The following is a 22,761-nucleotide window of genomic DNA, read 5'->3' as shown; positions in this document are numbered from 1 at the left end:
GTCGCCCTGCCAGGATCTATGCAGAGAGGGAAATCGGGTATGGTGACAGATAACGAGGTATTGGAATTTTTTCGGGAGGAGTTATCTCTCGCGGTAACGTTTACTTTCAAGCCTATCCCGATTGAACTTGATACGCCGCTGCAAGGTTACGCTGAATGGGATGAATTACCGTATGCCATTGAAGATTTTGGAGAGAAATATAACGTTGATGTTTCAGTCATTGATTTCGAGGCCTATTACCCATGGGAAAGAGAGTCGGTCTATCGAAAGTGGTTTACCAAAGAACCCATCAGGCAAGTGTCAAAACCACTTACTGTGCGTATGTTCGCCGAATCAACCAGAGCAGGTCGCTGGTTATATAATTGATTTTAGTGAGTTTTAAAAATGGCTGTACCCGTTAATTATACCGACGCCAGGAACGAACGCGCCACGGCATAATGGAATGATGTTGCAGCCCACTCTAAAAAGGCGCCCACAGGCGCCTTTAGCAAGACCGTTACCCCTTCGACGCTTTCCCCGCAATCACCGCGATAAACTCCAGCACCTGTTTTTGTTTGCGTGCTGACAGCTTTTCTACTTTGCGCAGCGATTTCATCAGCGCTGACTCTTCGGGCTGGGGCGTTTGGGCGGTGAGCACGATGCAGCCTTGCATTACGCGCACATCAACGCGGGTGCCGGTGTTGAATCCGGCGGCTTTCAGCCACTGACCCTTCATCACGATGGACGGAAACTGAACGTACTTCACCGGCAAACGGCTGTAATCGGGATAACGGCTCGCATATCCCACCTTCAGGCGACGGTTATCTGCGGCGTGCACTTCTGGATCAAACGAAACTGCAATACAATGCGTATCAGTCATGGTGGCTATTCTCCGATAATAGTTACTGCGATTAGCGATGTGGGGGTGTTGGTAGCACCTTCGCATCGCGCTAATAAAACCCCTGTAAATTACGCCAGTAGAATGGGGGAAGTCCAGATGTAAATAAGATGAAATAAGCGCGAATAGCACGCTTTCGGAATAAATAGAAAACGCCTTCACCCCAATAAATCCAGTATTATTCATCGTAGTTATTCATTATCTTTCACACACCTGAGTATCCCCACGTTCCAGAAAACAGTACCTGTCTTCATCAGGCCAAAAATGCGATCTAACTCACTGAAGCAAATAGCAAACTCTGAAACAACACCGTTTTGTACACTTTGCTTTACACTTTTAGTGATGTAAATCACAAATATCACTCCGTGAAGTGATCCGACTCTCACAAAATGAGGTGTACTCATTCAGCAATACATTACGAGCACAGCCTGGAAAGTTAAGTTTTCAGTATTTCCACTCTCCGCAGACACACTACGCCGAATGGCAAATCGAAACGCAAAAAAAAACTTGTTGAATATTAACGGGTAAAAAAAAGGCGTGTGATTTGCATCACTCACATTTACAGCTTTTTAAATTATTGCCAGTGATTAATGTTGACCGGGCTATTTCCATAATCAATCAAATCTTGCATAGTGCCTCCACATTATTTCTCCCCCTGGATCAGGAGGCGAATAGTTATATTTCATCAGACTTTATTGATGAACCAGGTATGCTTTACTTCACATTAATACGTACATGACCACTGTTACTGGAGAAACAAAATGAATTATCCGGCAGAACCCTTCCGTATTAAAAGCGTTGAAACTGTATCTATGATCCCGCGTGATGAGCGCCTTAAGAAAATGCAAGAAGCGGGTTACAATACTTTCCTGTTAAATTCGAAAGATATTTATATTGACCTGCTGACCGACAGTGGCACCAACGCAATGAGCGACAAGCAGTGGGCCGGAATGATGATGGGTGATGAAGCGTACGCGGGCAGCGAAAACTTCTATCATCTGGAAAGAACCGTGCAGGAACTGTTCGGCTTTAAACATATTGTTCCGACTCACCAGGGCCGCGGCGCAGAAAACTTATTATCACAACTGGCTATTAAACCAGGGCAATATGTTGCTGGTAATATGTATTTCACTACTACCCGTTATCACCAGGAAAAAAATGGTGCGGTGTTTGTCGATATCGTTCGTGACGAAGCGCACGATGCCGGTCTGAATATTGCGTTTAAAGGTGATATCGATCTTAAAAAATTACAAAAGCTGATTGATGAAAAAGGCGCAGAGAATATTGCGTATATTTGCCTGGCGGTGACGGTTAACCTCGCGGGCGGCCAGCCGGTCTCCATGGCGAACATGCGTGCGGTGCGTGAACTGACGGCAGCACACGGCATTAAAGTGTTCTACGACGCTACCCGCTGCGTGGAAAACGCCTACTTTATCAAAGAGCAAGAGCAGGGCTTTGAGAACAAGAGCATCGCCGAGATCGTGCATGAGATGTTCAGCTACGCCGACGGTTGTACCATGAGTGGTAAAAAAGACTGTCTGGTGAACATCGGCGGCTTCCTGTGCATGAACGATGACGAAATGTTCTCTTCTGCCAAAGAGTTAGTCGTGGTGTACGAAGGGATGCCATCTTACGGCGGTCTGGCCGGACGCGACATGGAAGCCATGGCGATTGGCCTGCGTGAAGCCATGCAGTATGAGTACATTGAGCACCGCGTGAAGCAGGTTCGCTACCTGGGCGATAAGCTGAAAGCCGCTGGCGTACCGATTGTTGAACCGGTGGGTGGTCACGCGGTATTCCTCGATGCGCGTCGCTTCTGCGAGCACCTGACGCAAGATGAGTTCCCGGCACAAAGTCTGGCCGCCAGCATCTATGTGGAAACCGGCGTACGCAGTATGGAACGCGGAATTATCTCTGCGGGCCGTAATAACGTGACCGGTGAACACCACAGACCGAAACTGGAAACTGTGCGTCTGACTATTCCACGTCGTGTTTATACCTACGCACATATGGATGTCGTGGCTGACGGTATTATTAAACTTTACCAGCACAAAGAAGATATTCGCGGGCTGAAGTTTATTTACGAGCCGAAGCAGCTGCGTTTCTTTACTGCACGCTTTGATTACATCTAAAAAATAGTTATGGCCCCATCACATGATGGGGCTTTTTTGTATTCATTTTCCATGAACAGGAAGCCTTTGCGGTGCCCGTTACCGTGACATAACTAAAAAAAAGTAAACCCTGACTCCGACATTTTTATTATCCGCATGATGTACAAATGACAGCTGTAATTATAACGAATAGTCTACAGGAACATTTATCATGGATATTAATGCCATTGAGCGACAGAGTAGTACCCCCGGACTGATTAGCGGAACCATGTTGGTTATCGCAACCGTAGTGGGTGGCGGGATGTTCTCCCTGCCGATTGCGATGGCCGGCGTATGGTTCCCCGGTGCGTCTGTTATTCTTCTGTTTATCGCCATCATGATGTTATTAACCGGTCTGATGCTGGTTGAAGTTAATCTGCATTATGGCGCCGGTGCCAGTTTTAATACCTTTACTCAGGATTTATTAGGCCGTAAGTGGAATATCGTGGTCGGTATCGCTTTCGGCTTTGTGCTGTATATTCTGACCTATGCCTATATTTCCGGATCGTCAGCGGTGATGGCGCAAACCGTGTTCAAATACAGCGGCGTGCGCTTTCCGGCGAATATCTCGGTGGTGATCGTCAGTATGCTGGTCGGCGCGATTGCTTGGTATAGCTCCTTGCTGGTCGGACGTATCACTACCGTGTTGATTATCGGTAAGTTTATTGCGTTCTTTGCTACTTTCTCTGGGCTGGTTGGTCATATTGAGGTGGCGAAACTTGTCGACAGCGTGGCGGTGGCGCTGCCCAACTCACAGTACCTGCCTTACATTCTGATGACGCTGCCGTTCTGTATTATCTCGTTTGGTTTTCACGGTAACGTGCCGAGCCTGGTCAAGCTCTATGGCAAGAGTGGAGTCCCAAATATCACGCGTTCGATTATCATCGGTACGCTGTTTGCCCTGCTACTGTATATCTTCTGGCTGGGTGTCACGATGGGTAACATCAGTCGTTCCGCGTTCCCGCCAATTATCGCCAAAGGCGGCAATATCGATGTGTTTGTCGAGGCCATCAGTGAGCTGTTCACCAGCCGCTATATGGATCTGATCCTGACCTTCTTCGGCAACTTCGCAGTAGCCAGTTCTCTGCTGGCGGCGACGCTTGGCTTGTTCGATTATATCGCCGACCTGTTTCACTTCCCGGATGACGGCATGGGCCGCCTGAAAACCGCGCTGGTGACCTACTTCCCGCCAGCCGCCGTGTGCTTCTTCTTCCCGAACGGTTTTGTGCACGCGATTGGCTACGCCGGTCTGGCCTTTACCATCTGGAGCGTGATCCTGCCGCCGTTCCTGGTGAAAGCCGCGCGGAAACGTTTCCCGACCGCCAGCTATACCGCGCCCTGTAATAACACCGTGCTTAACCTGGTGATTGTCTGCGGAGCGGTTGTCTATCTGACGGTTGTTCTGGACGTATTTGGTCTGCTGCCAACGTTTCGTTAGACGGAGTCAAAATGAAAAACGTGTTGTCTGTTCAGTCGTCAGTCGTTTATGGCTATGCCGGAAATAAAGCCGCCGTGTTGCCGATGCAGCTCTCGGGGATCGATGTCTGGCCGTTTTACACCGTACAGTTTTCCAACCACACCCAGTACGGGATGTGGCAGGGCATGGCGATGCCGCACGGTGAGTTGAGCGCCATCATCAGCGGGCTGGATGATCTGCAAAAGCTGGCGCAATGCGACGCCGTGCTATCCGGGTATCTCGGGGATAAACGCCATTGTGAAGAGGTGAAGCACGCGGTCACCACCATTCGCCAGCGTAATCCGCAGGCGCTCTATTTTTGCGATCCGGTGATGGGCGATCCGCAAAAAGGCTGCATTGTCGCGCAGGGCGTAGAGTCCTTTTTTGTCGATGACGCCATTCAACTGGCTGACATTATGGGGCCGAATCTCTATGAACTGGGCGTGCTGACGGGCAGACAACTGCGTGGTTTTGATGAGGTGGTGGAAGCTGCGCAGCAACTGGTGGCGTGGGGTGTGAAGAAGGTGCTGGTGAAGCATCTCGGCGACTGTTCGCGGGACAAACAGGCGTTTGAAATGCTGCTGGTGACGCCGGAACAGACGTTACACATTGCCCGGCCGCTGTATACCTTTGCCAAAATGCCGGTGGGCGTTGGGGATCTGATTTGCAGCGTGATGCTGGCCTCACTGCTCAATGGTTATGAGGACAAGCTGGCGCTGGAGCGGACTACCAGTGTCGTCGATGCGGTGATGCGACTGACAAAAGAGCATGATTCGTACGAACTGCGACTGATAGATGCGCGTCACCAGATAATGGATCCGCAGATTCGCTATCAGGCAACGGTGCTGTAGCACCGCAAGGAGGCTCTATGTTTCTGACATTGCTGCGATTTCAGCATCCGCTGGTCTACCGTTTTGCGTGGCTTCGTCTGTGGGTGGCGGTGTTAAGAGCATGCGGTCTGCGTAAGAGAAAGGGGTGAGCATTTTACGCTACTGTCGCTGCCGGATGCGGCTAGCGCCTTATCCGGCCTACAAATGAGTGTGAAACGTAGGCCTGATAAGCGAAGCGCCATCAGGCATAAGTGCCCGGTATTACACGCGGAAGTAGCGTGGTGGAATCAACGCGGAAAAGGCGTCGAACTTCTTCACCATCTTTTTCCAGAACAACATAACAACAATCCTCGATTTGAAACATCGGCGCTATTTTAGTCAGCGCCGACAAATCGTAAAGTCTGTCGCCTCGTTCCGTTCCTGGGGCGGTGTAAACCTTTTTGGTCACCGCGTCGTCAAATACGGTTGCCGCGAATTTGACGGGGTTGACAAGGGGTTACGCCATAAACCAGTAATAAAACAGACCGACTTTCAGGCCGAGGATCACAATGTAGGCGCAGCAGTATTTCATGGTGCCAGACATGATCTGGTTGGCCTGACCGTCCATTTTGGTGGCAGAAACCGCGATGGCGATGCTTTGCGGCGAAATCATTTTCCCCCCCGTAGCGCCAGAGGTATTGGCCGCCGCCAGCCAGTTGGGATCGATATGTAACTTGCTGGCAGCTATGGTTTGCAGCTTGCCGAACAGAATGTTCGAGTTGGTATCGCTGCCGGTCACGAACGTGCCCAGTGCGCCAATCACCGGGGCGAGGAAGACGTACGAGCTGCCGGTCAGATCGACAATCGACTGGGCCAGCGTGGAGATAATCCCGCTGAGATCCATCACCGTGGCCAGCGCGACGATCGCCATAATTGCGACGATAGAGTTTTTAAGCTGGAAAATCGTTTTGATAAATACTTCCAGCATCCCGCGTGCGGACGCTCCCTGAATAAAACCGCCGATAATGGTCGCAAAGATGATCAGCATCCCTGGTGTGGTCACCCATTCAACTTTTAACGCCATTGTTTTGCCGTCAGCCAACGTGAAATGCAGCACCGAAGCCAGTTGGGACGCCGCGCCTTTTATTGTCGGGAACAGCGGCGAACACAGCAGGATAAACACAAAAATAAACAGATAAATAGAGCCAACCCGGAACAACACTTTTGCCGAGCGCGGCGTGGTTTCACGGGTATGGCTGACCTCAATGCGCCACTCGGGATCGGTTTTCCCTTTGCGCAGGCGACTGACCATCGCCACGGCAAACAGGCTGACCAGGCTACCGGCAAAGGCGGGTAATTCCGCGCCAAGATGGATGGCGACAAAATATTGCGGAACCAGCGTGGAAATGCCGCAAATCAACGTGATCAGAAATACGCCGCGAATGGCTTTCAGGCCACCGCCAATAATGCAGACAATCACAAACGGCAGCAGGATATTAAACAGCGCGAGCTGCAGAATAATGGTTCCGCCTAAGGTATAAACCGGCAGATTAACCTGCTCTGCCAGAATAGAAACTGGGATCCCAACCGCGCCAAATGCGGTGGGAACGGTATTTGCCACGAGAGAGGCAATCGCCGCCTTCAACGGGTTGAATCCCAGCGCAATGAGAATGCCGATCGGAATAGCGACCGCCGTGCCATAGCCCGCCGCGGCTTCAAGAAATCCACCAAAACACCATGAAATCAGCAGCACCTGAATACGCTTATCTTCGCTAATGCTGGCGAGAATATCGCGCAGAATATCCAGCGCTTTGGTCGCCTGCATGACGTTATAACTGAAGATAGCGCCGAGGATCACAATTACGATCGGCCATAGTCCCTTCAGTGCGCCATAGCCTATCGCGGCTTTCAGATTCTGTACGGGCATTTCCCAGAATATTGCCGATAGTGCAGCGGTGAATACCAAAGAGATCAGTACGGAATAATGGATGGGCATTTTTAATTTCAGTATTAAAAATACCATCAGCAGCAAAGGAGAGAGTGCCAGAGCAAACATTAAATATTCGTGCATTACAATTCCCGATTTGCTTTTTTAGACTTAACTATATTTAGGGGGAAGGAAGCTACCTTAATAATAAAATAAAAAATGCAAACTGAATCGCTTCAGTGAAATAAAGTTACAAAGGTTAATAATTGTATAAATAATGTTATTTTTTTATTAAATATGAATAACCACTAAATATAATAATACCCATTAGAGTTAATCATTAATAGGTATGAAACGGTCTTTGCAATAAATGAAATAAGCGTTTTGGCATCCAGTAAAAGAACGGAGTATGAATTATGTGGTAGTGGTAATTTCATTAAAAAAATGTGAGCGGTGCCGAAAGAAATAAAATGGGGTATTGCATGTGGATATTGATTGAGGGAATATTCTGTTTTGTCATACAAATGAACTTATGGCCATTTTCACTGGCCCTGATATAAGGAGCGGAGAGCCGCCCTCCATGAAACATACTGATAATAAGACCTTTTTGACTACTCTTACCCAATTGGTTGGCCCTGCTCATATCCTCACCGAACCGTCAAAAACTGCGCGTTACCGTAAGGGTTTTCGCTCGGGTCAGGGTGATGCTCTGGCGGTGGTTATCCCCGGCTCTTTGCTTGAACTCTGGAAAGTCCTTAGCGCCTGCGTTGAGGCCGATAAAATAATCCTGATGCAGGCGTCGAACACTGGCCTGACCGAGGGTTCGACGCCCAATGGTAATGATTACGACCGCGAGATCGTCATTATCAGCACGCTGCGGCTGGACAGTCTGCATGTGCTGGATGAGGGTAAGCAGGTGCTGGCTTATCCGGGCACCACGCTGTATTCGCTGGAAAAGGCGCTGAAGCCGTTTGGCCGTGAGCCGCATTCGGTGATTGGCTCTTCGTGCATCGGCGCGTCGGTTATCGGCGGTATCTGTAATAACTCCGGCGGTTCTCTGGTCCAGCGTGGCCCGGCTTATACCGAGATGTCGCTGTTTGCCCGTATTGATGAACAGGGACGCTTGCAGCTGGTCAATCACCTCGGCATTGAGCTAGGTCAGACGCCAGAGCAAATCCTTGCCCGGTTGGATAACAATGCGATTGAAGCCGTGCTCGTCAACCATGACGGGCGTCACGCGCACGATCACGACTATGTTAGCCGCGTGCGGGACATCAATGCCGACACGCCAGCACGTTACAACGCTGACCCGGATCGCCTGTTTGAATCCTCTGGCTGCGCGGGCAAGTTAGCGGTGTTTGCCGTACGTCTGGATACCTTTGAAGCCGAGAAGAACCAGCAGGTCTTTTATATCGGTACCAATCAGACTGATGTCCTGACTGAGATTCGCCGCCACATCCTGGCGAATTTTACAAACCTGCCGGTTGCTGGGGAGTATATGCACCGCGATATCTATGATATTGCAGAGAAATACAGCAAAGATACCTTCCTGATGATCGACAAACTTGGCACGGACAAAATGCCGTTCTTCTTCAACCTGAAGGGGCGTACCGAGGCCATACTTGAGAAGGTGAAGATCTTTCGCCCGCACTTTACCGACCGCGCGATGCAGGCTTTTAGCCATCTGTTCCCGAGCCATCTCCCGGCGCGGATGAAGACCTGGCGCGATAACTATGAACACCATCTGATGTTGAAAATGTCCGGTGAGGGTGTGGCCGAAGCCCAGGCATGGTTAACGGACTATTTTAAATCGGCCGAGGGCGCGTTCTTTACCTGTACCGCGGAAGAGGGCAGTAAGGCGTTTCTGCATCGTTTTGCCGCCGCGGGTGCTGCCATTCGTTATCAGGCCGTTCATTCTGACGAGGTTGAGGATATTCTCGCGCTGGATATTGCATTGCGCCGCAATGATACCGAATGGTATGAGCATTTACCGGCGGAAATTGACAGTCAGTTGGTGCATAAACTCTATTACGGCCATTTTATGTGCCATGTATTCCATCAGGATTATATCGTTAAAAAAGGCGTAGATGCCCACGCGTTAAAAGAACAGATGCTGGAATTACTGCGCCAACGCGGAGCGCAATATCCGGCGGAGCACAATGTCGGCCATCTGTATAAAGCGCCGGAAAATTTGGCACGTTTTTATCAGGAAAATGATCCGACCAACACTATGAACCCAGGTATTGGTAAAACCAGCAAACATAAAAACTGGGCATGAAATACGAATGAACATTTGTTTGATATCGCGATATCAAGCGCAATAAACAGAAATGAAGCAATGGAGTAGTTATTGTGAATGTAAATTTCTTTGTCACCTGTATTGGTGACGCACTGAAATCACGGATGGCACGAGACTCCGTATTGCTGCTGGAAAAACTGGGTTGTCGCGTTAATTTCCCCGAGAAGCAAGGGTGTTGCGGTCAGCCAGCCATCAACAGCGGTTACATCAAAGAGGCGATCCCCGGGATGAAAAACCTGATCGCCGCGCTGGAAGACAACGACGATCCGATTATCTCCCCGGCGGGCTCCTGCACCTATGCGGTAAAAAGCTACCCGACGTATCTGGCCGATGAACCGGAATGGGCGCTGCGTGCTGAGAAAGTTTCCGCGCGTATGCAGGATCTCACCTCCTTTATCGTCAACAAACTGGGCGTGGTGGACGTTGGCGCCAGCCTGCAGGGTCGCGCTGTGTATCATCCTTCCTGTAGCCTGACCCGCAAACTAGGGGTGAAGGAAGAGCCGCTCACGCTGCTGAAAAACGTGCGCGGACTGGAGCTGTTGACGTTTGCTGATCAGGACACCTGCTGCGGCTTTGGCGGAACGTTCTCGGTCAAGATGGCCGAGATATCCGGTGAGATGGTGAAAGAGAAAGTCTTACATCTGATGGATGCAAAGCCGGAATATTTGATTGGCGCAGACGTCAGCTGCCTGCTGAACATTGGCGGCCGACTGCAAAGGGAAGGCCAGCCGGTCAAGGTGATGCATATTGCTGAAGTGCTGATGAGCCGCTGAGGGGAAAGAGATGTCGATAAAAACCAGCGATGTAGAATTTAAACTGCGCATTCGTCAGCAGATAGAAGATCCGATCATGCGCAAAGCCGTGGCTAATGCGCAGGAGCGTATCGGCGCAAATCGGCAAAAAATGGTTGATGAGTTAGGCCACTGGGAAGACTGGCGCGATCGCGCCAGCCAGATCCGCGATCACGTTCTGAGCAACCTCGATGCTTACCTGTATCAACTCTCCGAGAAAGTGACGGAAAACGGCGGGCACGTCTATTTCGCCAAAACCAAAGAAGATGCCACTTGCTACATTTTGCAGGTTGCGCAAAGTAAAAATGCGAAGAAGGTGGTGAAGTCCAAGTCGATGGTGACCGAAGAGATCGGCGTCAACCATGTGCTGCAGGATGCTGGAATCCAGGTGATCGAAACCGATCTCGGGGAATATATCCTGCAACTGGATCAGGATCCGCCTTCGCACGTCGTGGTCCCGGCGATTCATAAAGATCGCTATCAGATCCGCCGCGTGTTGAATGAACGTCTGGGGTATGACGGCCCGGAAACCCCGGAAGCCATGACCTTGTTCATTCGTCAGAAGATCCGTGAGGATTTCCTCAGTGCTGAAATCGGCATCACCGGCTGTAACTTTGCCGTGGCGGAAACCGGCTCGGTGTGTCTGGTGACCAACGAAGGCAACGCGCGCATGTGCACCACGCTGCCGAAAACGCACATTGCGGTGATGGGCATGGAGCGTATCGCACCGACCTTTGCCGAGGTGGATGTGCTGATCACCATGCTGGCACGCAGCGCCGTGGGTGCACGTCTGACGGGCTACAACACCTGGCTGACCGGCCCGCGTGAGGCGGATAATGTTGACGGACCGGAAGAGTTCCATCTGGTGATTGTCGATAACGGTCGCTCGCAGGTGCTGGGCTCAGAGTTTCGCGATGTGCTGCGCTGCATCCGCTGCGGAGCCTGTATGAACACCTGTCCGGCGTACCGCCACATCGGCGGACACGGCTATGGCTCTATCTATCCTGGACCTATCGGCGCGGTGATTTCTCCGCTGCTCGGCGGCTATAAAGATTTTAAAGACCTGCCGTACGCCTGTTCTTTATGCACGGCCTGCGACAGTGTCTGCCCGGTGCACATTCCTCTGTCAAAACTGATCCTGCGTCATCGCCGGGTGATGGCCGAGGAGGGCATTACCCCGAAAGCTGAGCGACGGGCGATCAAAATGTTCGCTTATGCCAATAGCCATCCGGGGCTGTGGAAAGTGGGGATGATGGCGGGCGCGCATGCGGCGAGCTGGTTTATCAATGGCGGCAAAACCCCGCTCAAGGTTGGCGCGATTGGTGACTGGATGGAGGCGCGCGACCTGCCTGATGCTGACGGCGAGAGCTTCCGTAGCTGGTTTAAAAAACATCAGGCGCAGGAGAAAAAGAATGGATAACCGTACCGCGTTTTTAAACACCATCGCCCAGGCGCTGGGTCGCCCGCTGCGTTTCGAACCGCAAGCGGATGCCGCGCCGGTTAACAACTATGCCAACGAGCGCCTGACCGAACTTAGCCCGCAGCAGCGCTGCGATGCGTTCATCCAGTTCGCCAGCGAAGTGATGCTGGCTCGCTGCGAGCTGACTCGCGAGGACCAGGCCGCAGACGCGGCGTTACGCCTGTGTGAAGAATTGGGTCGACAGCCAGTGGTGTTGAGCGGCGACAGTCGGCTGGTGGATCTGGGTATCACCGAACGCTTGCAGCAGGAATGCAACGCCGTGGTTTGGGATCCAGCGCGAGGTAGCGAAAATATTACCCAGGCCGAACAGGCGAAAGTCGGCGTGGTGTATGCCGAATATGGCCTGACGGAGTCCGGTGGTGTGGTGCTGTTTTCTGCGCCCGAACGTGGGCGCTCCCTGAGCCTGTTGCCGGAGTCCTCGATTTTCGTGCTGCGTAAAAGCTCCATTCTGCCGCGCGTGGCGCAGCTGGCAGAAAAACTGCATCAGAAAGCACAGGCCGGTGAGCGTATGCCATCGTGCATTAATATCATCAGTGGACCCAGCTCGACGGCGGATATTGAACTTATCAAGGTGGTTGGGGTACATGGCCCGGTGAAGGCGGTGTATCTGATTATTGAGGATTGTTGAGACAGAATGGAAAACCGCTCTGGCGCTGTGGGCCAGAGCGGTATCAACGTTATGCAATCATGCTGATGATCAACACGATAATCAGGCCAACCACGGAGTTCACCAGCTCCAGCAGACCCCAGGTTTTCAGCGTATCCTTCACCGACAGGTCAAAGTAGCCTTTGAACAGCCAGAACGAAGCATCGTTAATATGGGTCAGGGTGTTGGAGCCCGCCGCCGTTGCCAGCACCAGCAATGCCGGGTCGACGCCGACCAGTTGACCGGTTGCCGGGTCGAGGATCGCTGCGCTAATAATCCCCGCCGCCGTCATGGCTGAGACCACGCCCTGACCCGTTGCCAGACGAATCAGTACGGTTATCAACCACGCCATGATGTACGGAGAAATGTTGCCGTGCGACATCAGCATGCCGATGGTATCGCCGATGCCGGTATCGATAATGGTTTGCTTCAGTACGCCGCCTGCGCCGATGATCAGAATCACCATGGCGATGCTTTTCACCGCGTTTTCAAAGGCGTTCATCACCCACTGCATGTCGTGACCGCGCGCGGTACCAAACAGCACGAAGGCGACAACCATGGCGATAAACATCGCAATCGGCGAGGAGCCTAAGAAGTTGACCACTTCCCACGCCTGCGTCCCTTTCACCAGCCAGATGTTGGCGATGGTGGTGGAGATCATGATGATCGCCGGGATCAGCGGCACCAGGATAGAAACACCGAAGGACGGCAGGTTGTTCTGGTCAACCGGTACGTCGGCCTTCATGAATGACGGCGTTGGACGATCGAGGTTGCCGAGGAATTTCGGCAGGATAAGCCCGGCGCAGATCACGCTCGGAATGGTCACCAGAATACCGTAGATGTAAACCATGCCCATGTCAGCGCCGTAGGCATTAACCAGCGCGACCGGACCCGGCTGTGGTGGGAACAGAGAGTGGGCGGTGGTGGCGGCGGCAACGGCAGGAATCGCCAGCTTGAGGAACGGAATCTTCGCTTCTGCGGCAATGACGATCACCAGCGGTGCCAGCATAATAAAGGCGACTTCATAAAACATCGCCAGACCGAAGATCAGACCAATAATGATCACCGACAGCTGCACATAACGTAGACCGAGTCGTGCCAGCAGCGTATGGGCAATCTGATGCGCCGCGCCGGAGTCAACCATCAGCTTACCGATGACTGCCCCGAATACCACGATAATCGCCAGCTCACCCAGCGTGCTGCCAAAACCGGATTTCATGGTGTGCAGTAGCTCCATTAAATCCATTCCTGCCAGCATACCGACCGAGAGTGCCGCCAGCAGCAGGGCGACCATCGAGTTTATTTTGAATCTTAAATTGAGCACCAGCATCAGGCCGATGCCGAATACAACCCACAGAATATTGAGAACGTGCATATAACGTCTACCTTACTTTGGTTGAACCATTATGATTTTGGTTGAGATGTTACATATATTGGTCAACCTATGATGCGATGAATGTCACATTTCGTTACATGTTTACATTAATACTGGCTTGCATGGCCGTAAAAAGGCGATCTAATCAACAGGTATTGTGATTTGGTTAACCAATTCGGCGCTTCAGGTTGACATGTAATGCCAAAAGGAGGAATTTATGTGCCATATCGTCGAGTCCATAACGTAAACGAGGAATAAAACATGGAACAGACATGGCGCTGGTATGGTCCTAACGATCCGGTCACCTTAGCGGATGTACGTCAGGCGGGTGCAACGGGCGTTGTTACCGCCTTGCACCATATCCCGAACGGGGAAGTGTGGACGGTTGATGAGATCCTAAAACGCAAAGCCATTATTGAGCAGGCGGGCCTGGTATGGTCGGTCGTCGAAAGCGTACCGATCCACGAAGACATTAAAACCCGTTCCGGCAACTATCAGCAGTGGATTGCCAACTACCAGCAAAGTCTGCGTAACCTTGCCCAGTGCGGCATTCGTACCGTGTGCTACAACTTTATGCCGGTTCTCGACTGGACCCGTACCGACCTGGAATACGTCCTGCCGGACGGCTCCAAAGCGCTGCGTTTCGATCAAATTGAATTTGCCGCCTTTGAGCTGCATATCCTCAAACGCCCGGGTGCGGAAGCGGACTACACCGCCGAAGAGATTGCGCAGGCGAATGAACGCTTCACCACCATGAGCGAAGAAGACAAAGCACGTCTGACCCGCAATATCATCGCCGGGTTGCCTGGCGCGGAAGAGGGCTACACACTCGACCAGTTCCGCCAGCATCTTGAACGCTATAAGGATATTGATAAAGCTGCGTTGCGTGAGAACTTTGCCGTCTTCCTGAAGGCGATTATTCCGGTAGCAGAAGAAGTGGGTGTGCGTATGGCGGTACACCCGGACGATCCGCCGCGCCCAATCCTTGGCCTGCCACGCATTGTTTCCACCGTGGAAGATATGCAGTGGATGGTCGATACGGTCAACAGCATGGCGAACGGTTTCACCATGTGTACCGGTTCGTACGGCGTACGTGCGGACAACGACCTGGTCGATATGATCAAACAGTTTGGCCCGCGCATTTACTTCACCCATTTACGCTCCACGCTGCGTGAAGATAACCCGAAAACCTTCCATGAAGCGGCGCATCTTAACGGCGACGTCGACATGTACGAAGTGGTGAAAGCGATCGTTGAGGAAGAGCAGCGCCGTAAAGCCGAGGGCAAAGAGGATTTGATCCCTATGCGCCCGGATCACGGTCACCAGATGCTTGACGACCTGAAAAAGAAAACCAACCCAGGCTACTCCGCGATTGGTCGCCTGAAAGGCCTGGCGGAAGTGCGTGGCGTTGAGATGGCTATCCAGCGCGCTTTCTTTAGCCGCTAAAGCAGTGTTGCCGGTCGCCTGTCTGGCCGGCTTTTTTCTTTTCTCTCCGTTGGTCTTTCCGACGGGATCTGGAGTTCACGATGACAACGACAATTGCCAATAGCAACCTGCCGGTTGCACGCCCCGCATGGGACAGCTCTCGTCTGCAATCCCGCATTGTTCACCTGGGATGCGGCGCTTTCCACCGCGCGCATCAGGCGCTGTACACCCACCATCTGCTGGAAACCACCGACAGCGACTGGGGTATCTGTGAAGTTAACCTGATGCCGGGTAATGACTGCATACTGATTGAAAACCTGCGCAAGCAGCAATTGCTGTATACCGTGGCGGAAAAAGGCGCGGACAACACCGTGCTGAAAGTGATCGGCTCGATGAAAGAAGCGTTGCACCCGGATCTTGACGGTTGTGACGGTATTTTACAGGCTATGGCGCGCCCGCAGACGGCAATTGTCTCGCTGACGGTCACGGAAAAAGGCTACTGCACCGATGCCGCCAGCGGCCAGTTAGATCTCAATAACCCGCTGATTAAACACGATCTGGCGAATCCGGCCGCGCCGAAATCGGCGATTGGTTACATCGTACAGGCGCTGCATCTGCGTCGTGAGCAGGGGCTGGCGGCATTTACCGTGATGTCCTGCGATAACGTGCGCGAAAATGGCCATGTGGCGAAAGTTGCGGTGCTGGGCCTGGCGCAGGCGCGCGACCCGCAGCTGGCGCAGTGGATTGAAGCGAACGCCACTTTCCCATGCACCATGGTCGACCGCATTGTTCCGGCGGCGACGCCAGAAACGTTGCAGGAGATTGCCGACCAGTTGGGCGTTTACGATCCGTGCGCTATCGCCTGCGAGCCGTTCCGCCAGTGGGTGATTGAAGACAACTTTGTTAACGGTCGCCCTGACTGGGACAAAGTCGGTGCGCAGTTCGTTGCCGACGTAGTACCGTTTGAAATGATGAAACTGCGCATGCTCAACGGCAGCCACTCTTTCCTCGCTTACCTGGGCTACCTCGGCGGCTATGAAACTATCGCCGATACCATGACCAATCCGGCGTACCGCAAAGCGGCGTTTGCGCTGATGATGCAGGAGCAAGCGCCGACGCTGTCGATGCCGGAAGGTACCGATCTCAACGCCTATGCGACGCTGCTGATCGAGCGTTTCAGCAACCCGTCTCTGCGCCACCGTACCTGGCAGATTGCGATGGATGGCAGCCAGAAACTGCCGCAGCGCCTGCTGGATCCGGTGCGTCTGCATCTGCAAAATGGCAGCGGCTGGCGCCACCTGGCGCTGGGCATCGCGGGCTGGATGCGCTACACCCACGGTGTGGATGAACAGGGGCAGGTCATTGATGTTGTCGACCCGATGCAGGCTGAATTCCAGCGCATTAACCAACAGTTCCAGGGGGCCGAACGCGTGACGGCGCTGCTGGGGTTAAGCGGCATTTTTGGTCATGATCTGGCGGAAAACGCCGATTTTGTGGAAACGATTATCGCGGTGTATCAACAGCTGTGTGAACACGGCGCACGCGAGTGCGTTGCAGCGTTAAGCGCTGACGCATAACCTCCCAGGTATGACGGGTCAATCAAAATACTGATTTGGTTGACCCGTTTTCTGTTTTTGGCTTCCCGCAAATGCTATAGTTCAGGCGAAAAAACGTTATTGGTAGGCCGGATAAGGTGTGCGCAGCCATCCAGCCTCCGGATTCTGAATTGACGCATCTGACGGACATAACACGATGAAATCGAACACTTCTCAGCAAAGACCCTACCAGGAAGTGGGTGCAATGATCCGCGATCTGATTGTCCAGACGCCGTACCAGCCCGGTGAGCGTTTGCCGCCGGAACGTGAAATCGCCGAGAGACTCAAGGTCACTCGCACGGTGGTGCGCGAAGCGTTAATCATGCTGGAAATTAAAGGTCTGGTGGACGTGCGTCGTGGCGCCGGGATCTACGTGCTCGACAATGCAGAAGCTCAGACTATCGACAGTTCGGATGTGAATCATTGCAATGATGCTGGCCCGTTTGAGCTGCTCCAGGCGCGACAGTTGCTGGAAAGCAATATCGCAGAATTTGCCGCGCTGCAGGCCACCCGCGAAGATATCGTCAAAATGCGCCAGGCGTTGCAACTGGAAGAGCGGGAGCTGGCTTCCAGTGAGCCCAACGGTTCTGAAAGCGGTGACATGCAGTTCCATCTCGCTATCGCCGAGGCCACGCATAACAGCATGCTGGTGGAGCTGTTCCGCCAGTCATGGCAGTGGCGCGAGAACAACCCGATGTGGATCCAGCTTCATAGCCATCTCGATGATACCCACTATCGTAAAGAGTGGATGGGCGACCATAAACAGATCCTGGCGGCGTTAATCAAAAAGGACGCTCGCGCGGCCAAGCTGGCGATGTGGCAGCATCTGGAAAACGTCAAACAGCGCCTGCTGGAGTTTTCAAATGTTGATGACATCGACTTCGATGGCTATCTGTTTGACTCCTGGCCGCTGGATAAAGTTAACGCCTGATTTTACCACCTCTCCCACGCGGGCTGTTTCGGCCCGCTCGGCATTGCATAGCAACCTTTCTTTTCACGTCTTAAACCTCATGTAAAAAATGGTTTCCATAGTCTTCAATGATCATTTTTTTCGCCGCTCCTGTGTGATGTAAATTGATTTTCATCAATTAAAAACAACTTATTTTTGCTTGCGAAAAAATGCGCTATTTACCTTATTTTTACCTTTTTGTGCTTATTTTTAGACAATACAGGTCTGTATTAAGTGAGAATCAAAGTGATTTCCGCTGCAGATAGTGCAGGGCCGCCTGGCATAACAGCGCATAAAAACAGGTGGTTTGCGTAAAAGTAGACATTAATAACGGCATGTAACCCATTGTCTGTAGTGATGTTTGGATTGTGCATCATTATTAATGTGAATGATTCGTGGCTTTTTAATCATATGAATAAAAATGGATATATGTAAAGCTAACATTACACATTATTCTATAATCAAGTTATCTTTCATTTGAAATAACGTTCCAGTTTTTTGTTCTTTATTAACAGTTTCATTACTATTGTGACTGTATTTTGCCGTTGACATGTTTTTACACTGACTGCATATTTCATCGCCATAAGCGTGTTTGCGTTCAGGAGATGACTATGCCCTCTCGAGATTACCCTGATATCCGAAAAGCCAGGGGAACCCGATCAAAAGATATGGTTCTATTAAGTGCCCGTGTCGATACTTCTCTATGGGAATATGTTCGGACACTGGCATTTGAAACCCGTAAAAGTAAACAAGACATTATTGCCGAGGCATTAATGTTGCATCGCTCTATTAATGAGAGCACAAACGAAGAACCTAAGTAATTACTCTCTGTTCGGGTTTTATTTAAAACCCAAAGTTGAAATATGTCTTGCCACTTCATTATTGCCTTTATTGGTATATTTTTTGGTGTGTTATTGGTGTTTCCCCTTATCTGGAGGGGACTTTTTTATGTGGGCATTCTGCCTTCATAACAAAGTTGATAGCAAAATTCACAATTAAAAGTGAGTAACAACATGAAAAAGACAGTAGTGGCATTAGCTGTAATGGCATTAGGGGTAACCTCCGTTCATGCAGCGGAAATTTATAATAAAGATGGCAACAAACTGGATCTGTACGGCAAAGTAAAAGCGGTCCATTCATGGACTGACGGCACCGATGCCGATGGTACCTACGCGCGTCTGGGTTTTCGCGGTGAGACACAAATCAACGATCAACTGACCGGTTATGGCCAATTTGAAAGTCAGTTTGATGCCTCTAAAGCAGAAGGTTCTCAGAATGGCGTTAATACACGTCTGGCGTTTGCTGGCCTGGATTATGGCCATGACGTTAGTTTTGACTACGGTCGTAACTACGGTATCGCTTACGACGTGGGAGCTTACACTGACACTCTTTCAGAGTTCGGCGGTGACTCCTTTGAAAATACTGACCGCTTCCTTACTACACGCACTTCTGGCGTTGCAACACTCCGTACCAAAAATCTGTTTGGTGCCGTTGATGGTCTGAGCGTTGGCGCGCAATATCAGGGTCAGGATGATACCAATAAGGATCCGACGAAACAGCACGGTAATGGCTACGGCTTCTCGCTGGGCTATGACAATATTGCAGATTCTGGCGTATCTGCCATTGCGGCCTACACAACCAGCGCGGTGACTGCTCAGCAGAAAAAAAATGGCTGGGATGGCGAAAACGCAGAGTTCTGGGGCGCGGGTCTGAAATATGATGCTAACGCTATCTACGTTGCAACCATGTACGGTGAGTCCCACAACCTGATTCAGGATGCGGACAAAGCTGAGCACTTTGAAGCGATGGCGGCGTATGTGTTTGATTTCGGTCTGCGTCCGAACGTGGCTTACGTCCACGCGCGTGACAACAACAATAATGACCTGACCGAATACGTAGCGCTGGGTACAGACTACTACTTCAACAAAAACATGGTTGCTGATGTGGGTTACAAAATTAACCTGCTCGATGGCGCTGACGGCGACAACCAGGTTGTTGCGGGTCTGACCTATCAGTTCTAAGTTTTTTGTTCTGCTATGAAAAAGGCGTCTTGTTTAAGACGCCTTTTTTACCTCTGCGGTGTTTAAACCGGCTGATTCTCTTTCATCTGTACACTGCGAAAAAGCCATTGCCAGATGCCCACTTTTACCCATGCAACCACGCAGAGGATCAGATAAAAAAGTGGATTATGCGTAATGGTAACGCGCATGACTTCCATTAAATCCACATGCAAATTACCGGCAATGGCCATATTGATAACAAAAATAGAGGCTACCGCGCTGGCCAGTAAAATAAATATGGCCTGTAGCTTGGTTATCTCCGGTAACCTGCCAGAGGCCCATTGCCATAAGAATGTTGTTGATAACAGGAAGATAATAAACAATCCCAGTGCGCCAAACAGGCCAAAGTCTTTATAATCCTTTAGCGTGCCAATTAAACCCGCCAAAATAATTAACCCCAGTAGTATTTTTTTAAACCACGACATGTACTTTTCCCGACGATGGTGTTGATGTTGAACTAATATGTCCATTTTTACGCATTTTAAATTGAGTTTATAAATGAACAGTCGGGAATTATAAATTGTCTGACGGGTAATTGCCGATTATTTGCGGTTTATTAAATGCTGACATTTAATTGTGGACTAATCCGAATATATCTTCTTTAGACGTTAGCCGGTTATACCCTTTTGGGCGAGGCGAAACGCTGTTTGTATAATTGCGTGAGGCTGATAACTGCCGCAATAAACAACGCGACCGCGCCGCACACCGTGGCGTTAACGATCGCCTGTGCGCCGCTTCCCAGCAGGCTGGTTAATAGCGGACCAAGTATTTGTCCAATGCCGTAAGTCAGAGTGACCAGGCCCAGCAGATTAATATTGCGCGGTACGCTTAGTTGACGGGCAAGCGGCATCACCAGTGAAGTGGTTCCCATAAACGTTGCGCCAAACCCCATGCAGCTTATCACCAGCAGCGGCAAGGAGCCGCTGGCGAGCGTCATGACCACGCAGGCGCTTTGAATCAGCAAATTCGCCGTCAGGCATTGCAATACTCCCCAGCGTCGGGCGGCCCACAGCCAGGCGAAACACCCCGGAATTATCGATATGCCGACCAGCGACCAGAGATGGGCAGTCAGCAGCGGCGAACCGGCGCTTTTCGCCATCAGCGGCAGGTAGGTGGCGACAATGATGTAGCCAAACCCGGCCAGCCCGTACAGTAGAGCCAGCAGCCACCAGGACATAGGCTGATGCTCTGTTTTTACCGGGGCCGCGGCGGGGAGCACGTGGTCGCGAGATGGCAGGAGTATAACCAGTAGCACAAAGAACAGAGCCGAGGCTGCCGCCGCGCCCAGCCAGAGCGTGTGCGATGAAAGCGCAAAATGCAGACCGCTAATGACATATTCATTGCCCAGCAAAATGCCTGCACCAACGCCGGAGAACAATGCCGCGATCACGAAGGGATGCCGGGTATGATGCAGAACGATCATTGAGCCAAAGATCATCATACCGGCACTGGCGACACCCGCCAGAAAGCGGATCAGCATCACCAGCGCGGGCTGCGTAAAGCTGGCCATCGCCAGAATCAGCCCTGCGGTAGCGAGCGCGGACGTTAGCAACATCGGGCGTAAGCGTGAAGGATGATGGAAGAGCCCGAAGGAGAAAAGCAGGCTTCCTGCCAGATACCCGGCGTAGTTGGCGCTGGCAATCCAGGAGAGTTGGTCAAACGTAAATTGACCTTCCAACAGCAGCACCGGCAGCATTGGCGTATACAGAAAGCGCCCAATTCCCATACCCAGCGTTAAGACCAGCATGCCAAAAAGCGCGACGCTGATGGCATGACGATTTGAATCTGGGCTTCCCTGGGACATACGGACTCTCATTTCGCGCTGTTAACTGATAATTGTTATATTACATGCGTAAATGATAATGAAAAGTAAAATAAAACTAAGTCCCCTGGTACGTTCAGGAAGGGGGAAAAGTGGCAAGGCAGCGCCAGCCTCCGTTTTCAAGACGGTAGATAGATTCGGTATGACCCGGAATTATCCACTCATCCTCCTTGCCAGCAACGCAGTCGATGTAAATGCACAGCCCGCAGCCACCGCGTAGCTCGCGGGGAATATCTGCCACCCGAAAGCACATACCCGCAGCCTGTAGCGCTTTACGCGTTTTGATGACGCCGAGGGTAGAATGAAACAGGAACAGTGCTTCCTTCACTTACGTTTCCCCTGACGCTGGCCTATTAACGCGGCCCCAATCGCCCCGGCAAACTGCGCATCGGGATGCGTGTGTACGGGAATGCCAATGTGGCCTTCAAGCATACGGGCAAAGGCGTGACAGTGGCTTACTCCCCCGGTAAATAAAAGTGGAGCCTGCCCTGAAAGCCGCCCGATGAAATTCGCGCTGCGTCGGGCCATCGCGTTGATCACTCCCGCTAAAATTGCCTCCGGCGCGACACCTGCAGAACGCAGGCTGATGACCTCCGACTCGGCAAAAACCGTACACATGCTGGTGATGGCATGTGGTTCGACGCCAGCGGTAATCGCATCTAACTGCTCTACGCTGGCGCCGAGCGTACGCGAGATGACTTCCAGAAATCGTCCGGTCCCTGCCGCACATTTGTCATTCATTAAGAAATCGCTGAGGTTGCCATCATCATCTAACTGGATGACTTTACTGTCTTGGCCGCCGATATCAATCACTGTGCGGGTGCCGGGAGCCAGCAAGCGTGCTCCCAGCCCGTGGCAGGAAATTTCAGTGACCTGTTTGTCGGCATAATCCACAAGCTGCCGTCCGTAGCCAGTGAGGGTTAAAAATGGTCTATCGTCCAACCCCGCCTGCAGCGTTTCCCATGCCTGAGCGATCGCTTCGGCAGGGCGAAATGGCGTTGGGCAGAGGAAGCGACGTCTGATGACGTTCCTTTCCAGCAAAATACCTTTAGTCGCCGTGGAGCCGGAATCGATCCCTATTGAGTATGTCATCCCTGTTC

At 51.6% G+C, this 22,761-nt stretch carries 20 protein-coding genes; 13 read left to right on the top strand and 7 right to left on the bottom strand.

The features are described 5' to 3' along the window. The first annotated feature begins 39 nt into the window (after positions 1–39). Positions 40–366, top strand: a complete 327-nt coding sequence (locus tag OGY83_RS16535; protein WP_286636355.1) for a DUF1493 family protein — start codon at positions 40–42, stop codon at positions 364–366. A 130-nt stretch (positions 367–496) separates the two neighbouring features. On the opposite strand, the gene symE is transcribed toward OGY83_RS16535, so the two are convergent. Next, positions 497–859, bottom strand: a complete 363-nt coding sequence (gene symE / locus OGY83_RS16530) for an endoribonuclease SymE (protein WP_286636354.1) — start codon at positions 857–859, stop codon at positions 497–499. Positions 860–1,638: 779 nt separating this feature from the next. On the opposite strand from symE, the gene OGY83_RS16525 reads away from it, so the two are divergent. The 3 genes from OGY83_RS16525 (at position 1,639) to pdxY (ending at position 5,334) form a co-directional block, all read left to right on the top strand. Beyond that, positions 1,639–3,009 (top strand): tyrosine phenol-lyase, encoded by a 1,371-nt coding sequence (locus OGY83_RS16525; protein ID WP_016155590.1) that lies wholly within the window; start codon positions 1,639–1,641, stop codon positions 3,007–3,009. A gap of 190 nt (positions 3,010–3,199) precedes the next feature. After that, positions 3,200–4,465 carry an aromatic amino acid transporter gene (locus OGY83_RS16520; protein ID WP_003830097.1) on the top strand — a complete coding sequence of 422 codons (1,266 nt, stop codon included), beginning with the start codon at positions 3,200–3,202 and terminating at the stop codon, positions 4,463–4,465. 11 nt (positions 4,466–4,476) lie between these two features. Then, complete coding sequence (gene pdxY, locus OGY83_RS16515; RefSeq protein WP_123268624.1) at positions 4,477–5,334, top strand: pyridoxal kinase PdxY; 858 nt, start codon at positions 4,477–4,479, stop codon at positions 5,332–5,334. A 475-nt stretch (positions 5,335–5,809) separates the two neighbouring features. On the opposite strand, the gene OGY83_RS16510 is transcribed toward pdxY, so the two are convergent. After that, on the bottom strand, positions 5,810–7,363 hold the full coding sequence (locus OGY83_RS16510) for an L-lactate permease (protein ID WP_079937197.1): 1,554 nt from the start codon (positions 7,361–7,363) through the stop codon (positions 5,810–5,812). Between the two features lie 388 nt (positions 7,364–7,751). On the opposite strand from OGY83_RS16510, the gene dld reads away from it, so the two are divergent. The 4 genes from dld (at position 7,752) to OGY83_RS16490 (ending at position 12,417) form a co-directional block, all read left to right on the top strand. Beyond that, positions 7,752–9,497 carry a D-lactate dehydrogenase gene (gene dld, locus OGY83_RS16505; RefSeq protein ID WP_023157191.1) on the top strand — a complete coding sequence of 582 codons (1,746 nt, stop codon included), beginning with the start codon at positions 7,752–7,754 and terminating at the stop codon, positions 9,495–9,497. 74 nt (positions 9,498–9,571) lie between these two features. Then, positions 9,572–10,291 (top strand): (Fe-S)-binding protein, encoded by a 720-nt coding sequence (locus tag OGY83_RS16500; RefSeq protein ID WP_001102107.1) that lies wholly within the window; start codon positions 9,572–9,574, stop codon positions 10,289–10,291. 10 nt (positions 10,292–10,301) lie between these two features. Then, the gene (locus OGY83_RS16495; RefSeq protein ID WP_286636352.1) at positions 10,302–11,729 is read left to right on the top strand and encodes a LutB/LldF family L-lactate oxidation iron-sulfur protein; all 1,428 of its coding nucleotides are present in this window, start codon (positions 10,302–10,304) and stop codon (positions 11,727–11,729) included. Beyond that, entirely contained in the window at positions 11,722–12,417 is a 696-nt protein-coding gene (locus OGY83_RS16490; protein WP_079937196.1) for a LutC/YkgG family protein, read from the top strand. Before OGY83_RS16495 ends, OGY83_RS16490 begins: the two co-directional genes overlap by 8 nt. A gap of 49 nt (positions 12,418–12,466) precedes the next feature. Here OGY83_RS16490 and gntP read toward each other — a convergent pair whose 3' ends face one another. Then, positions 12,467–13,810 (bottom strand): gluconate permease GntP, encoded by a 1,344-nt coding sequence (gene gntP, locus OGY83_RS16485; protein ID WP_003033260.1) that lies wholly within the window; start codon positions 13,808–13,810, stop codon positions 12,467–12,469. A gap of 261 nt (positions 13,811–14,071) precedes the next feature. Here gntP and uxuA point away from each other — a divergent pair, with 261 nt between their 5' ends. From uxuA to OGY83_RS16460, 5 genes are all read left to right on the top strand, one after another. Beyond that, complete coding sequence (gene uxuA / locus OGY83_RS16480; protein WP_008786088.1) at positions 14,072–15,256, top strand: mannonate dehydratase; 1,185 nt, start codon at positions 14,072–14,074, stop codon at positions 15,254–15,256. Between the two features lie 80 nt (positions 15,257–15,336). After that, on the top strand, positions 15,337–16,812 hold the full coding sequence (locus tag OGY83_RS16475) for a fructuronate reductase (protein WP_123268628.1): 1,476 nt from the start codon (positions 15,337–15,339) through the stop codon (positions 16,810–16,812). 175 nt (positions 16,813–16,987) lie between these two features. Further along, positions 16,988–17,761, top strand: a complete 774-nt coding sequence (gene uxuR / locus OGY83_RS16470) for a Uxu operon transcriptional regulator (RefSeq protein ID WP_286636350.1) — start codon at positions 16,988–16,990, stop codon at positions 17,759–17,761. 629 nt (positions 17,762–18,390) lie between these two features. After that, entirely contained in the window at positions 18,391–18,600 is a 210-nt protein-coding gene (locus tag OGY83_RS16465) for a hypothetical protein (RefSeq protein ID WP_079937193.1), read from the top strand. Between the two features lie 192 nt (positions 18,601–18,792). Next, positions 18,793–19,800: a porin gene (locus OGY83_RS16460; RefSeq protein ID WP_079937192.1), complete on the top strand. Its 1,008-nt coding sequence runs from the start codon at positions 18,793–18,795 to the stop codon at positions 19,798–19,800. Positions 19,801–19,862: 62 nt separating this feature from the next. Here OGY83_RS16460 and OGY83_RS16455 read toward each other — a convergent pair whose 3' ends face one another. From OGY83_RS16455 to yjiL, 4 genes are all read right to left on the bottom strand, one after another. Continuing rightward, a complete protein-coding gene (locus tag OGY83_RS16455; protein WP_286636349.1) occupies positions 19,863–20,264 on the bottom strand; it encodes a hypothetical protein in 402 nt (133 codons plus the stop codon). Between the two features lie 191 nt (positions 20,265–20,455). After that, on the bottom strand, positions 20,456–21,643 hold the full coding sequence (locus OGY83_RS16450) for an MFS transporter (RefSeq protein WP_286636348.1): 1,188 nt from the start codon (positions 21,641–21,643) through the stop codon (positions 20,456–20,458). 94 nt (positions 21,644–21,737) lie between these two features. Beyond that, a complete protein-coding gene (locus tag OGY83_RS16445) occupies positions 21,738–21,989 on the bottom strand; it encodes a putative Se/S carrier protein (protein ID WP_048227158.1) in 252 nt (83 codons plus the stop codon). After that, complete coding sequence (gene yjiL / locus OGY83_RS16440) at positions 21,986–22,753, bottom strand: putative 2-hydroxyacyl-CoA dehydratase activator YjiL (RefSeq protein WP_079937189.1); 768 nt, start codon at positions 22,751–22,753, stop codon at positions 21,986–21,988. The genes OGY83_RS16445 and yjiL overlap by 4 nt, the downstream gene beginning before the upstream one ends. Positions 22,754–22,761 lie beyond the last annotated feature (8 nt).

The organism is Citrobacter sp. Cpo090 (genome assembly GCF_030332665.1).
Taxonomy (GTDB): domain Bacteria; phylum Pseudomonadota; class Gammaproteobacteria; order Enterobacterales; family Enterobacteriaceae; genus Citrobacter; species Citrobacter portucalensis.
This window is presented reverse-complemented; position numbering and strand designations above follow the sequence as displayed.

Coding starts and splice junctions, on each gene's coding strand:
- OGY83_RS16535 (WP_286636355.1), top strand. CDS start 40: ATGGTGACAGATAACGAGGTATTGGAATTTTTTCGGGAGGAGTTATCT.
- symE (WP_286636354.1), bottom strand. CDS start 859: ATGACTGATACGCATTGTATTGCAGTTTCGTTTGATCCAGAAGTGCAC.
- OGY83_RS16525 (WP_016155590.1), top strand. CDS start 1,639: ATGAATTATCCGGCAGAACCCTTCCGTATTAAAAGCGTTGAAACTGTA.
- OGY83_RS16520 (WP_003830097.1), top strand. CDS start 3,200: ATGGATATTAATGCCATTGAGCGACAGAGTAGTACCCCCGGACTGATT.
- pdxY (WP_123268624.1), top strand. CDS start 4,477: ATGAAAAACGTGTTGTCTGTTCAGTCGTCAGTCGTTTATGGCTATGCC.
- OGY83_RS16510 (WP_079937197.1), bottom strand. CDS start 7,363: ATGCACGAATATTTAATGTTTGCTCTGGCACTCTCTCCTTTGCTGCTG.
- dld (WP_023157191.1), top strand. CDS start 7,752: ATGGCCATTTTCACTGGCCCTGATATAAGGAGCGGAGAGCCGCCCTCC.
- OGY83_RS16495 (WP_286636352.1), top strand. CDS start 10,302: ATGTCGATAAAAACCAGCGATGTAGAATTTAAACTGCGCATTCGTCAG.
- OGY83_RS16490 (WP_079937196.1), top strand. CDS start 11,722: ATGGATAACCGTACCGCGTTTTTAAACACCATCGCCCAGGCGCTGGGT.
- gntP (WP_003033260.1), bottom strand. CDS start 13,810: ATGCACGTTCTCAATATTCTGTGGGTTGTATTCGGCATCGGCCTGATG.
- uxuA (WP_008786088.1), top strand. CDS start 14,072: ATGGAACAGACATGGCGCTGGTATGGTCCTAACGATCCGGTCACCTTA.
- OGY83_RS16475 (WP_123268628.1), top strand. CDS start 15,337: ATGACAACGACAATTGCCAATAGCAACCTGCCGGTTGCACGCCCCGCA.
- uxuR (WP_286636350.1), top strand. CDS start 16,988: ATGAAATCGAACACTTCTCAGCAAAGACCCTACCAGGAAGTGGGTGCA.
- OGY83_RS16465 (WP_079937193.1), top strand. CDS start 18,391: ATGCCCTCTCGAGATTACCCTGATATCCGAAAAGCCAGGGGAACCCGA.
- OGY83_RS16460 (WP_079937192.1), top strand. CDS start 18,793: ATGAAAAAGACAGTAGTGGCATTAGCTGTAATGGCATTAGGGGTAACC.
- OGY83_RS16455 (WP_286636349.1), bottom strand. CDS start 20,264: ATGTCGTGGTTTAAAAAAATACTACTGGGGTTAATTATTTTGGCGGGT.
- OGY83_RS16450 (WP_286636348.1), bottom strand. CDS start 21,643: ATGTCCCAGGGAAGCCCAGATTCAAATCGTCATGCCATCAGCGTCGCG.
- yjiL (WP_079937189.1), bottom strand. CDS start 22,753: ATGACATACTCAATAGGGATCGATTCCGGCTCCACGGCGACTAAAGGT.